General features: G+C 69.8%; 11 protein-coding genes. 6 read left to right on the top strand and 5 right to left on the bottom strand.

Going from position 1 to position 12,779, the window contains the following annotated elements:
- Positions 1–57: 57 nt before the first annotated feature.
- Together fdhA and leuS are read right to left on the bottom strand one after the other, a co-directional pair.
- Positions 58–1,272: a formaldehyde dehydrogenase, glutathione-independent gene (gene fdhA / locus AC1DTF_RS24965; protein WP_477476015.1), complete on the bottom strand. Its 1,215-nt coding sequence runs from the start codon at positions 1,270–1,272 to the stop codon at positions 58–60.
- 236 nt (positions 1,273–1,508) lie between these two features.
- Positions 1,509–4,370, bottom strand: a complete 2,862-nt coding sequence (gene leuS, locus AC1DTF_RS24960) for a leucine--tRNA ligase (protein ID WP_477476014.1) — start codon at positions 4,368–4,370, stop codon at positions 1,509–1,511.
- Between the two features lie 177 nt (positions 4,371–4,547).
- Between leuS and AC1DTF_RS24955 the strand changes: the two genes are divergently transcribed.
- Positions 4,548–5,525 carry an LpqN/LpqT family lipoprotein gene (locus AC1DTF_RS24955; RefSeq protein ID WP_057169194.1) on the top strand — a complete coding sequence of 326 codons (978 nt, stop codon included), beginning with the start codon at positions 4,548–4,550 and terminating at the stop codon, positions 5,523–5,525.
- Positions 5,526–5,557: 32 nt separating this feature from the next.
- The gene (locus tag AC1DTF_RS24950) at positions 5,558–5,950 is read left to right on the top strand and encodes a hypothetical protein (RefSeq protein ID WP_477476013.1); all 393 of its coding nucleotides are present in this window, start codon (positions 5,558–5,560) and stop codon (positions 5,948–5,950) included.
- Here the strand turns inward: AC1DTF_RS24950 and AC1DTF_RS24945 are convergent.
- Positions 5,937–6,542 (bottom strand): YqgE/AlgH family protein, encoded by a 606-nt coding sequence (locus tag AC1DTF_RS24945; RefSeq protein WP_057169192.1) that lies wholly within the window; start codon positions 6,540–6,542, stop codon positions 5,937–5,939. The two genes, AC1DTF_RS24950 and AC1DTF_RS24945, sit on opposite strands and share 14 nt — an antisense overlap.
- Before the next feature lie 118 nt (positions 6,543–6,660).
- Here AC1DTF_RS24945 and AC1DTF_RS24940 point away from each other — a divergent pair, with 118 nt between their 5' ends.
- The 3 genes from AC1DTF_RS24940 to AC1DTF_RS24930 all read left to right on the top strand — a co-directional run bounded on the left by AC1DTF_RS24940 (position 6,661) and on the right by AC1DTF_RS24930 (position 9,916).
- Positions 6,661–7,941 carry an MFS transporter gene (locus AC1DTF_RS24940; protein ID WP_057169191.1) on the top strand — a complete coding sequence of 427 codons (1,281 nt, stop codon included), beginning with the start codon at positions 6,661–6,663 and terminating at the stop codon, positions 7,939–7,941.
- 9 nt (positions 7,942–7,950) lie between these two features.
- Positions 7,951–8,727, top strand: a complete 777-nt coding sequence (locus tag AC1DTF_RS24935; protein WP_477476012.1) for a TIGR03084 family metal-binding protein — start codon at positions 7,951–7,953, stop codon at positions 8,725–8,727.
- Positions 8,728–8,809: 82 nt separating this feature from the next.
- Complete coding sequence (locus AC1DTF_RS24930; protein ID WP_477476011.1) at positions 8,810–9,916, top strand: ankyrin repeat domain-containing protein; 1,107 nt, start codon at positions 8,810–8,812, stop codon at positions 9,914–9,916.
- On the opposite strand, the gene AC1DTF_RS24925 is transcribed toward AC1DTF_RS24930, so the two are convergent.
- Together AC1DTF_RS24925 and AC1DTF_RS24920 are read right to left on the bottom strand one after the other, a co-directional pair.
- Complete coding sequence (locus tag AC1DTF_RS24925; RefSeq protein WP_477476010.1) at positions 9,900–10,406, bottom strand: pullulanase; 507 nt, start codon at positions 10,404–10,406, stop codon at positions 9,900–9,902. The genes AC1DTF_RS24930 and AC1DTF_RS24925 overlap by 17 nt on opposite strands.
- A gap of 15 nt (positions 10,407–10,421) precedes the next feature.
- The gene (locus tag AC1DTF_RS24920; protein ID WP_057169188.1) at positions 10,422–11,873 is read right to left on the bottom strand and encodes a CCA tRNA nucleotidyltransferase; all 1,452 of its coding nucleotides are present in this window, start codon (positions 11,871–11,873) and stop codon (positions 10,422–10,424) included.
- 109 nt (positions 11,874–11,982) lie between these two features.
- Here AC1DTF_RS24920 and AC1DTF_RS24915 point away from each other — a divergent pair, with 109 nt between their 5' ends.
- Positions 11,983–12,777, top strand: coding sequence for an NUDIX hydrolase (locus tag AC1DTF_RS24915; RefSeq protein ID WP_057169187.1), 795 nt, complete (start codon positions 11,983–11,985; stop codon positions 12,775–12,777).
- Positions 12,778–12,779: the final 2 nt, after the last annotated feature.

Raw genomic sequence — 12,779 nt, 5'->3', positions numbered from 1 at the left:
GGCGGTGAACACCCCACGCGACGGCCACGTCCACGAGATCGTGGTCCGGCCCGGCAACTAGGCCGGCACCATCCCGTGCGGGTCCAGCACGAACTTCTGGGCCACCCCGGAATCGAAGGCGGCGTACCCCTCCGGTGCGTCCTCCAGGCCGATGACGGTCGCGTTCACCGCGTCGGCGATGTGCGCCTTGTCATGCAGGATGCTCATCATCAAACCGCGGTTGTACTTCAGCACCGGGCACTGGCCGGTGTAGAAGCTGTGGCTCTTGGCCCAGCCCAGGCCCAGCCGCACCTTGAGCGTGCCGTGCTTGGCGTCGTCGTCGGTGCCGCCGGGATCGCCGGTGACGTAGAGGCCCGGGATGCCCAGCGAACCCCCGGCCCGGGTGGCGTTCATGATCGAGTTCAGCACCGCGGCCGGTTGCTCACCGGCACCCTGACCGTGCCCACTGGCCTCGAATCCAACGGCGTCGACGGCGCAGTCGACCTCATTGGTGTTGAGGATTTCGGCGATCTGGTCCTCCAGGGTGGCATCGGAGCCGATGTCGACGGTCTCGCACCCGAATGACCGCGCCTGGGCGAGCCGGTCGGCGTTCAGGTCGCCGACGATCACCACGGCGGCACCGAGCAGGTGCGCCGAGTAGGCCGCGGCGAGACCGACCGGRCCCGCCCCGGCGACGTACACCGTCGAACCGGTGGTGACGCCCGCGGTCTTGGCGCCGTGGTAGCCGGTCGGGAAGATGTCCGACAGCATGGTGAGGTCGCGGATCTTGGCCAGGGCGGCGTCGCGATCGGGAAACTTCAGCAGGTTGAAATCGGCGAAGGGCACCATCACGTAGTCGGCCTGACCGCCGAGCCAGCCCCCCATGTCGACGTACCCGTAAGCCGAGCCGGCGCGGGCCGGGTTGACGTTCAGGCAGATGCCGGTCTGCCCCTCGCGACAGTTGCGGCAGCGCCCGCAGGCGATGTTGAACGGCACTGAGCAGATATCGCCGACTTCGAGAAACTGTACGTCCGAGCCTTTTTCGACGATCTCACCGGTGATCTCATGGCCGAGGGTCTGACCGACCGGTGCGGTGGTGCGACCGCGGACCATGTGCTGGTCCGAACCGCAGATGTTGGTCGACACACACTTGAGGATGACGCCGTGGTCTGCCTTGCGGGTCATCCCCATCGCGTCGGCGACCTCGCCGGGCACCTCGAGCTTCGGATAGGGCAGCGTCTCGACGGCGACCTGGCCGGGCCCCTTGTAGACGACGATCCGGTTATCGGACATTGCGCGCTCCAGACTGGGCCGCTGTCGCCGTATATCGTTCTCGCAGACAGGATTTCCGCCGCTACGCCGCGGCCCTGCCCTCCAGTATCCGCGCGTCGATATGCGGAAAGTCGAATACGTCGGCACCGGAGCGAGAAACTAGCCCAAAGGCGAGGTCCGCCCCACACCTTCGGGCCAGCCGCGATTTGAGGAGTGTTTGTCGGACTCATTCCGACTGCGACTCCACAAATCGCAACTCAGACGACGAAGTTGACCAGTCGTCCGGGGACCACGATGACCTTCTTCGGGGTGGCACCGGCCAGAAACGCCTGCACCTTCTCATCGGCCAGCGCCGCCGCTTCCAGCGCGGCCTTGTCGGCATCGGCGGCGACGGTGATCTTGCCGCGCACCTTGCCGTTGACCTGGACCGGCAACTCGACGGTGTCATCGACGAGGTAGCGCTCGTCGAMCGCCGGGAACGGACCGTGGGCCAGCGAGCCCTCGTGGCCCAGCCGCCGCCACAGCTCCTCGGCCAGGTGTGGCGCCAGTGGCGCGACCATCAGCACCAGCGGTTCGATCGCCGCCCGTGCGGTCACGCCCGCCTTGGTCAGGTGGTTGGTGTACTCGATCAGCTTGGCTGCCGCGGTGTTATTGCGCAGCGCCGCATAATCTTCGGCGACACCGGCGATGGTCTTGTTCAGCGCGCGCAGGGTGTCCTCGGAGACCTGCTCGTCATCGCTGACCCGCTCGGTGCCGGTGGTCTCGTCGATCACCGCGCGCCACACCCGCTGCAGGAAACGGTGCGCGCCGACGACATCCTTGGTGGCCCACGGCCGCGAGGCCTCCAGCGGGCCCATCGACATCTCGTACACCCGCAACGTGTCCGCGCCGTACTCGTCGCAGATCTCGTCCGGGGACACCGAGTTCTTCAGGCTCTTGCCGATCTTGCCGAACTCCTGATTGACCTGGATCTCACCGTCGGGCCCGTCGTAGAAGAACGAGCCGTCCCGCTCGACGACCTCGGCGGCGGGCACGTAGGTACCCCGCGCGTCGGTGTAGGCGAAGGCCTGGATGTAACCCTGGTTGACCAGCCGCCGGTAGGGCTCGCGGGAGCTGACGTGGCCCAGGTCGAAAAGCACCTTGTGCCAGAACCGGCAGTACAGCAGGTGCAGCACCGCGTGTTCGACGCCGCCGACGTACACATCGACGCCGCCGGGGTCGTCGGGCCCGTGGATCTCCGGGCGCGGGCCCATCCAATAGGCCTCGTTCTCCTTGGCGCAGAACTCATCCGGGTTGTGCGGATCCGCGTAGCGCAGTTCGTACCAGGAGCTGCCGGCCCACTGCGGCATCACGTTGGTATCCCGGGTGTAGGTCTGCAGACCGTCACCCAGGTCCAGCTCCACATTCACCCATTCGGTGGCCTTGCCCAGCGGCGGTGACGGCTCGCTGTCCGCGTCGTCGGGATCGAACATCACCGGCGCGTAGTCCGCGATGTCCGGGAGTTCCACCGGCAGAGCCGATTCGGGCAGCGGGTGGGCGCGGCCGTCGGCGTCGTAGACGATGGGGAACGGCTCGCCCCAGTACCGCTGGCGGGCGAACAGCCAGTCCCGCAACTTGAACTCGACGCGGGCCCGGCCGGCGCCGTCAGCCTCCAGGCGCGCGATGATGGTCTCCTTGGCCGCCGCCACGGTCAGGCCGTTGAGGTAGTCGCTGTTGACCAGCTCACCGTCGCCGCCGTAGGCGGCCTCGGTGACGTCACCGCCGGAGACCACCTCGATGATGGGCAGCCCGAAGGCGGTGGCGAACTCCCAGTCCCGCTGGTCGCCGCTGGGCACCGCCATGATGGCGCCGGTGCCGTAACCGGCCAGCACGTAGTCGGCGATGAACACCGGAACCTGTTGTCCGTTGACCGGATTCGTGGCGTAGGCGCCGGTGAAGACACCCGTCTTGGATTTGTTCTCCTGGCGCTCCAGGTCGGACTTCGCCGCGATATCGGTGCGGTAGGTGGCCACGGCCTGCGCCGGGGTGGCCGCGCCGTAGGTCCATCGGTCGTCGGTGCCCGCGGGCCACTGCTGCGCCACGAGCGCGTCGACCAGATCGTGTTCGGGGGCCAACACCATGTAGGTGGCGCCGAACAGGGTGTCGGGCCGGGTGGTGAACACCTCGATGGGGCCGGCCTCGGTGGCGAAACGGACCTCGGCGCCGGTGGAGCGCCCGATCCAGTTGCGCTGCATGGCCTTGACCTTGTCCGGCCAGTCCAGCGCGTCCAGGTCGTCGAGCAGCCGGTCCGAGTACGCGGTGATGCGCATCATCCACTGCCGCAACCGCTTCCGGAAGACCGGGTAGTTGCCGCGGTCGCTGCGGCCGTCGGAGGTCACCTCTTCGTTGGCCAGCACGGTGCCCAGGCCCGGGCACCAGTTCACCACCGAGTCGGCGCGGTAAACCAACCGATGGGAGTCCACCACATCGGCGCGCTCGCCGGTGGTCAGGTCCTGCCACGACCGGCCGTCGGGAAGCGGCCGCGACCCGGATTCGAACTCGGCGATCAGCTCGTCGATCCGGCGGGCGCGCTGCAGTTCGGTGTCGAACCAGGCGTTGTAGATCTGCAGGAAGATCCACTGCGTCCACTTGTAGAAGTCCACGTCGGTGGTGGAGAAGCTGCGCCGCGAGTCGTGGCCCAGCCCCAGCCTGCCCAGCTGCCGCCGGAAGTTGACGATATTGGCCTCGGTGCGGGTGCGCGGGTGGGTGCCGGTCTGCACGGCGTACTGCTCGGCGGGCAGCCCGAAGGCGTCGAAGCCCAGCGCGTGCAGCACGTTGCGCCCGGTCATCCGGAAGTAGCGGGCGTACACATCGGTGGCGATGTAGCCGAGCGGATGCCCGACGTGCAGGCCCTCCCCCGACGGGTACGGGAACATGTCCTGGACGAACATCTTGTCCGCGGGCACCGACGAACCGTCGGTGGGCGCCAGCGAGCCGACCGGGTTGGGCACATGGAACGTCCCCTGCACGTGCCAGCGCTGCTGCCAGGTCTGCTCGATCTCACCGGCCAGCTGCGCGTTGTAGCGGTGGCTGGGGGCGTCGGCGTCGATGGCGGCTGCGTCGGCGGAGGGGTCTGTCACGCCGTTCAGGGTATAAGCGCCGTGCGCGAGGGCTTCGGCCACGGGTTGGTATCGGTTCCGTTGCAGCCCGCTCACCACACGGTTGCAGCTGTGTTCCGGCCCTGGTGACCTTGCACCGCAGCTGGTTACAGTCGGCCCCTGACCCACGCTCGTGCAACTCGGAAGGACCGGCGTCAGATGAACGAGACCTCGTACCGTTGGCGGATTCTCATCGCAGGGACCGCCGCCGGTTTCGCCGGTGTGGTGGGCCTGACCGCGGCGACCGCCTCTGCCGAGCCGCTCGCTCCGCAGCCGTCGCCGCCGGGACCCGCCACCGTCACCCAGACCGTGACCGTCACCCCGCAGGCCGCGCCCGCCGTGGCCGGACCCTCGCAGCCGGTCGGCCCTGCAGCCGTACCGGCCTCGGGTGCCGGGGTGCTGCCGGCGGCCGTCCCGCCCGGCACGACCACCGCAGCACTGCCCGCCCCGGCCGCCGCGCCGCGTCCGGTGTCGGTGCCGCTGTCGCCCAACCCCGCCGGCACCATCCGCGACTACCTGTCCAGCAGGAACGTGGCGATGGAACCGCAGACGCCCGCTGGTTTCACCGCGCTGAACATCGTGCTGCCGCGTCCCACCGGCTGGACCCAGGTCCCGGACCCGAACGTCACCGACGCCTTCGCGGTCATCGCCGACCGGGTCGGCGGTGACGGGCTGTACACGTCGAACGCGCAGGTGGTGGTGTACAAACTGGTCGGCGACTTCGATCCCCGCGAGGCGATCCGGCACGGTTTCGCCGACAGCCAGCAGCTCACCGCCTGGAGGGCCACGGGCGGATCCATCGCCGAGATCGGCGGGGTACCCACCTCGATCATCGAGGGCACCTTCCGCGAGAACAACATGACCCTGAACACCTCGCGGCGCCACATCATCGCGACTTCGGGGACCGATCGCTACCTGGTGTCGCTGGCGGTGACGACCGCCGAATCGCAGTCCGTGGCCGCTGCCGCTGCCACCGACGCCATCGTCAACGGGTTCCGCGTCGCCGCACCCGTGGCCGCCCCCGCACCGGCCCCGGCCGCACTGACACCGCCGGTCCCCGCGGCCGCTCCCGCGGCCGGAGCTACCGTTCCGGTCAGCATGGCGGGTGTCACACCGGCAATCGGCCTCCCCGGCTGATACCTGCCCGCGCTGCCTCGTATCCTTGGCAGATGCTCATCGCCGCGGTGCTCTGCCTGTGCGTGGCAGTGGCGACCGCTGGTGTTGCCGCCTGGTCACTGAACCGTCCGTATGCCGACGACCCGGTACGCCAGGTGCTCCGCGCCGTCGCGCCCACCCAGTTCGCCGCGGCCGCCATGCTGGCCGCCGGTGGTGTCGTCGCGTTGTCGGCACCCGCCCAGATGGGGTCCCTGGTGCTGGTGGTCTGCGTCATCGGGGCGGTCGGCACCGTCGCGGCCGGGTGTTGGCAGAGCGCGAAGCTGGTGGCCGCCAAAGAGGCCGAGCAGGAAGCGCGTCGTGAGCAAGGCGGCGGCTGCGCCGGGTCCTGCGTGTCATGCACCCTGTCGCCTGCCGATTCGGCCGGCGGACGCTCTAGTTGCGGCTGAGGTCGATCGGGTGCGTTGCCAGCATCGACAGCGGTAACGGCTGACGTCGCAGCACCCGGGCCCACAGATCCACCCGCGGTTCGACGAGCACATCCGAGGGCAGTGCCGACAGCACGATCCAGTCGTCGCGTTCGATCTCGCCTTCCAGCTGACCGGTGGTCCACCCCGAGTAGCCGGCGAAGATCCGCACCCCTTCGAGCGCGGGTGCGATCTCGTCGGGATCGGTGTCCAGATCGACCATCACGACGCGGCCCTGCACGTGCCGAATCCCCGGCACCCCGGTGATGTCCACCCCGACCCGCACCGTCGCCAGGCACAGCGCCGAATCGCGTTTCACCGGGCCGCCGATGAACATGCTCTTCGGCTTGATCGCCAGCTTCGCCCACTGCGGCAGCACGTTGTAGACGGCGGTCTCGCTGGGCCGGTTGAGCACGACCCCGAGGGTGCCGCCCTCGTTGTGCTCGACGATGTAGATGACGCTGCGCCGGAACGTCGGTTCGAGCAGGTCGGTATCGGCGAGCAACAGCGTTCCGGCGCGCACACGCGGTGCCGTCGGAGTGACATGATCCTCCGGTTCCTCGGGCTGTCCCACAGGTCCATCATGTCACCAGCAACCCCGTGCGGCGGCGAACAACGAGCGGCCCGCCGCGATATTTGTACTGTTGATGCGGGTGCGTATCGCAGTCCCGGCCCGGACAGGATCTGATCTCATGACTGACACCCGCAATCCGCCGGGAACCTGGCAGGCCGTCCGCGGTCTGCCCGAGTTCCGGCGGCTGCTGGAGTTGCGTGCGGTCAGCCAGTTCGGCGATGGACTGTTCCAGGCCGGGTTGGCCGGGGCGCTGCTGTTCAACCCCGATCGTGAGACGACACCGGGGGCCATCGCCCTGGCTTTTGCCGTGCTGTTCCTGCCCTACTCGCTGCTCGGCCCGTTCGCCGGGGCGTTGCTGGACCGCTGGGACCGGCGCCTGGTGTTGATCGGTGCCAACACGGGCCGTCTGCTGCTGGTGCTCGCGGTCGGAGTCGCGCTGTCGGTCAGCGCGGATCAGCGGGTGCTGCTCTTCGGTGCGCTGATCGTCAATGGGTTCACCCGCTTCGTGTCCTCCGGGCTGTCCGCGGCGCTGCCGCATGTGGTGCCTCGCGACAAGGTGCTGACGATGAACTCGGTGGCCACCGCGACGTCGGGTCTGGCCACCTCCGCGGGTGCCGGCTTCATGTTCCTGCCGCGATGGCTGCTGGGCGCCGACGATGCCGGCGGCGCGGCGGTGATCCTGTTGGCCGCCCTGCCGGTGGCAATCGCGCTGTGGCTGTCGGTGCGGTTCTCGCCGCACGTCCTCGGCCCCGATGACAGCGCCCGCGCGGTGCACGGCTCGGTGGCCTATGCGGTGTCCACCGGATGGGTTCATGGCATCCGCACCGTCGCGGCGGTGCCGACCGTCGCGGCCACCCTGGGTGGGCTGGCCGCGCATCGCATGGCATTCGGCATCAACACCCTGCTGCTGCTGGTGATCGTGCGCCACACCGGCGGTCACCAAGTCGCCGGCCTTGGCTCGGCGTTTCTGTTCGTCGCCGCCGCCGGCACGGGATCATTTCTGTCCACCGTGCTGACACCGGCGGTGGTCGGCCGCTGGGGGCGGCACCGCACCGCCAATGGGGCCCTGGCACTCGCCGCGGTGGTGCAGCTGTTCGCTGCCGGGTTGCATGTGCCGGTGATGATCGGCTGCGGTTTCGTGCTGGGGGCGGCCGGGCAGGTGGTGAAGCTGTGCGCGGACAGCGCCATGCAGACCGATGTGGACGACGCGCTGCGCGGCCACCTGTTCACCGTCCAGGACGCGCTGTTCTGGGTCACGTTCGTCGGCGCGATCGCCGCCGCGGCGGCGGTGATACCGGCCGACGGGCGGTCGGTGGCGCTGGTGCTTGTCGGGTCGGTGCTCTACGTGCTGGGCCTCGCTGCCCACGCCGCGCTCGGGCGGCGCACCCCCCCGGTTTAGAGTTCAGCCATGGCTGGAGCCGAGCCGATGGTGGCCGATCTGCGCGCCGAGAGTGATGCCCTGGACACGTTGGTGGCCGACCTGCCCGAGGCGGGCTGGCGGACCCCCACGCCGTCCCCGGGGTGGACCGTCGCGCACCAGATCGCCCACCTGTGGTGGACMGACCGGGTCTCGCTGAAATCCATCATCGACGAGGACGCGTTCGCCACGGTCCTCGGTGAGGCCGCCAAGGATCCACTCGGGTTCGTCGACGCCGGGGCCGAGGCACTGGCACTCACCCCACCGGCCRAACTGCTCACCTCGTGGCGCCGCGACCGGGCCGCGCTGCACGATGGGCTGCTCGGCGTGGCCGACGGCCGCAAGCTGCCCTGGTTCGGCCCGCCGATGAGCGCGCCGTCGATGGCCACCGCCCGGCTGATGGAGACCTGGGCGCACGGGCTGGATGTCGCCGACGCACTCGGTGTCCGGCGGCCGGCCACCGCCCGGTTGCGCTCGGTAGCCCATATCGGCGTGCGCACAAGGGATTTCGCCTTCACCGTGCACGGGCTCACGCCGCCCGCGGAGGTGTTTCACGTGGAACTGAACGGTCCAGACGGCGAATTGTGGGCATGGGGACCCGACGACGCCGCCCAGACCGTGACCGGATCGGCCGAGGATTTCTGCATGCTGGTGACCCAGCGCCGGGCGCCGCGCGAGCTCGACGTGGTGGCCGTCGGGCCGGACGCGCAGAAGTGGCTCACCATCGCCCAGGCGTTCGCCGGACCCCCCGGACCCGGCCGGGAGTGACCCGCCCAAATGCGCGAAATGGTCGCTCCGAGGACATGCGCAACGACCATTTCGCGTATTCCGGCGAGAGATGGAGTGGGACATGGCCAGTTCGCTACCCGACAACCCGTCGCTTGAGGCGCTCGCCGCAGAGGCGCGGGGCGGGCAGGAGGAATCCGTGGCCCGCAAGTACGGGTTCAGCGGTTGGCCGGCGCTCGTGCACTATCTCGCGGCCGCCGCGGAACTGAGCGTCGACCCGTCCCGGTTCGACGAGACCGCCGCCGACCCCGCCGACCGGTTCTGTGCGCTGGCCACCCTGCGCTACGACGAGGCGGACGCCCCGCCCCGATGGCAGGCCGCCGACGACCTGCGCCGCGCCGAGCCAGGCCTGACCGGACACCGTGTGTGGGCCGCGGCCGCGGCGGCCGATCCGCACGCACTGTCCGCCGTATTGCGCAAGGATCCCACCCTGGCCTCGGCCACCGGAGGTCCCCACGGCTGGGTGCCGCTGATGTACCTGGCGTATGGACGGGCGCCGCAGCAGGACAGCCTGGCCGCGGCCGAGATGCTGCTCGACGCCGGCGCCGACCCGAACGCGGGCTATTTGTGGCGCGGTATGTCGACGCCGTTCACCGTGCTGACCGGGGTGTTCGGCGAGGGCGAACAGGGACCGCGCCGGCAGCCCCGGCATCCGCTCGCCGCCGACCTGGCCGGCCTGTTGCTACGCCGCGGTGCTCATCCGGCCGATCAGCAGACCCTCTACAACCGGATGTTCCGTCCCGACGATGCGCACCTGGAGCTGCTGTTCGCCCACGGGCTGGCCGACGCCGGTCCGAGCCCGTGGGAGCGGCGGCTCGGCGAGGCGATCGAGACCCGCGCGCAGATGTGGCAGCGGCAGGTTTCCTGGGCCGCCGAGAACGGTTTCACCGATCGGCTGACCCTGCTGGCCCGGCACGGCATCGATGTCTCGGGTGTCCATCCGGTCGTTCCCCGACTACCGGATGACCCTGACGCCCGCGACGCCGAGGGCGCCACCGCCCTGCACCATGCCGCGTGGTCCGGAGACCTCGCGCTGATCCGGCAACTGCTCGACGCCGGCGCGGACCCGTCGCTGCGCGACACCCGGTTCGACGCGACGCCGCTGGGCTGGGCCGAGCACGCCTATCAGGACGAGGCCGCCGCACTGCTGCGGCTCAGCTCAGATCGGTGACCGAGTCCGCGGCACCGTCGGAGTCCGCATCGGTGAGCTGCACATCCCAGCTGCCGTCACCGTCGCGATCGGCGTAGGCGGTGCCCCGGCCGTCGTGGTGGCCCAGCACCCGGTCGGCCAGCCCGTCGGCGTCGACGTCGAGCAGCCGGTCGTCGGTCAGCCCGTCGCCGTCGAAATCCACCATCGGCCCGCCGGTGGCTTCCACCCCGTCCAGCCCGAACCAGCGCAGCTGTCCGGCCCGGTCGACGGCCACCGCCCAGGTGCCCGAGCCGTCGTCGGTGAAATAGCCGGGTGCCGGGCCGTCCCGGTTGTGCACCGCGTGATCGGCCAGCCCGCTCGCATCCAGATCGGCCAGCGCGTCATCGGGCAGGCCGTCACCGTCGAGGTCCAGCGCAAAGGCGTCGAACACGCCGTCGCCGTCCACATCGACCGTCGGATCGGCGGCCCAGATCTCCGCGCCGCCGGCCCCGTCACCCAGGCAGTAGTCCATGCCTGTTCAGACGCATCAGGACTGCTGCGCGTTCCACCAGGTGTGAAGTTCGGCGATCGCCTCGTCATGGTCGAGGGGTCCGCGGTCCAGCCGGAGTTCCTTGAGGTGGTTCCACGCCTTACCGACCAGCGGGCCCGGTGGGATGCCGAGGATCTCCATGATGGCGTTGCCGTCCAGGTCCGGGCGCACCCGCTGCAGGTCTTCCTTGGCGGCCAGTTCGGCGATGCGGGTCTCGAGCTCGTCGTAGTTGGCCTGCAGCCGCGCCGCCCGGCGCTTGTTGCGGGTGGTGCAGTCGGCACGGACCAGCTTGTGCAGCCGGTCCACCAGCGGGCCGGCGTCGGTGACATAGCGGCGCACCGCCGAGTCGGTCCACCGGCCGTCGCCGTATCCGTGGAAACGCAGATGCAGGTACACCAGCTGCGACACATCGTCGACCATCTGCTTGGAGTACTTCAGCGCCCGCATCCGCTTGCGGACCATCTTGGCGCCGACCACCTCGTGGTGATGGAAGCTGACTCCCCCATCGGGTTCGTGGCGCCGCGTCCCGGGCTTGCCGATGTCGTGCAGCAGCGCCGCCCACCGCAGCACCAGATCGGGGCCGGATGTCTCCAGGTCCACAGCCTGCTTGAGCACCGTCAGCGAATGCCAGTACACATCCTTGTGCTGATGGTGTTCGTCGATGGCCATCCGCATCTCGCCGACCTCCGGCAACACCACCGCGCCCAGGCCGGTCTGCACCATCAGGTCCACACCGGCCACCGGATCGGCACCCAGCAGCAGCTTGTCCAGTTCGGCGGCCACCCGCTCCGCGGTGATCCGGCCCAGCTGCGGCGCCATCTCCAGCAGCGCCTCCAGCACCCGCGGCGCCACCGAGAACCCCAGCTGTGACACGAATCGCGCCGCGCGCAACATCCGCAGCGGATCATCGCCGAAGGACACCTGCGGGGCCGACGGGGTGTCGAGCACGCGGTCTCGCAGCGCCGTCAGCCCGCCCAGCGGATCGAGGAACTCGGCCGGGCCCGCCGCGGTGATCCGCACCGCCATCGCATTCACGGTGAAGTCGCGACGCACCAGATCGTCCTCGAGGCGGTCACCGAAGCGGACCTCGGGATTGCGCGACACCTGGTCATAGCTGTCGGCCCGGAACGTGGTGATCTCGAACCGGTGCCCGGCCTTGCCCACACCGATGGTGCCGAACTCGATCCCGGTGTCCCACAAGGCATCCGCCCAGCCGCGCAGCAGCTTCTGCATCTGTTCGGGGCGGGCGTCGGTGGTGAAGTCGAGGTCGGAGTACAGCCGTCCCAGCAGCGCGTCACGGACACTGCCGCCCACCAGGTACAGCTCATGACCGGCGGCGGCGAACACCGCGCCGATATCGCGGAGCACGTCGCCGTAGCTGTTCAGCGCGACCCAGGCCCCCGCCAGCAGTTCGGCGTCGGCAGCGTCATGGGTCGGGTCGGTCGGCACGTTCGGTGAGCCTAATCGGTCTCCCAGGCTGGTAACGACCCGGCGACAGCCCGGCCACGACCGGCGCGTGTGGCGAGCAGGTAAACCTGCGGCAACTACTATCGCTTGGGTGTCGGACGGTGATAACGCCAAGCCGCGACGGCGCCGAGGGCGTCGCCGCGGCCGCCGCGCTGCCGGTCCGCCCGAGGCCGATGCCGAACGCGCCACCTCGTCGGGTGAACCGGCCTCCTCGGCACCCGAAAAGGTGCCGTCCGAGAACGCCGGTCAGCCGGCCAAACCCGGCCAGAACCGTAAACCCCGCCCGTCCCGACGCGCTCCCGACCGGCTGCGCACCGTGCACGAGACCTCGGCGGGCGGCCTGGTCATCGACGGGCTCGACGGACCCAAGGACACCCAGGTCGCCGCCCTCATCGGCCGGATCGACCGGCGCGGCCGGATGCTGTGGTCGCTGCCCAAGGGGCATATCGAGGTCGGTGAGACCGCCGAGCAGACCGCCGTCCGCGAAGTCGCCGAGGAGACCGGCGTGCAGGGCAGCGTGCTGGCCGCGCTCGGCAGCATCGACTACTGGTTCGTGACCGAGGGTCGGCGCGTCCACAAGACCGTGCACCATTACCTGATGCGATTCCTGGGCGGTGATCTCTCCGACGAGGACATGGAGGTCACCGAGGTGGCCTGGGTCCCGCTGCGTGATCTGCCCGCCCGCCTGGCCTACGCCGACGAACGCCGCCTTGCGGTGGTGGCCGGCGAGCTCATCGACAAGCTGCACACCGATGGCGAGGGCGCGTTACCGCCGCTGCCGCACAGTTCGCCGCGCCGGCGCCCGCAGACCCATTCGCACACCCGCAACCGTCGCCCCGAGGATTCACCGCCCCGGCGTGCGAACGGTTGCGGTCCAGCCCAGTGAGC

It is taken from the genome of Mycobacterium sp. P4_H6, assembly GCF_056400845.1.
Note: the sequence above shows the minus strand (reverse complement) of the source record. Positions and strands in the feature narration are given on the sequence as shown.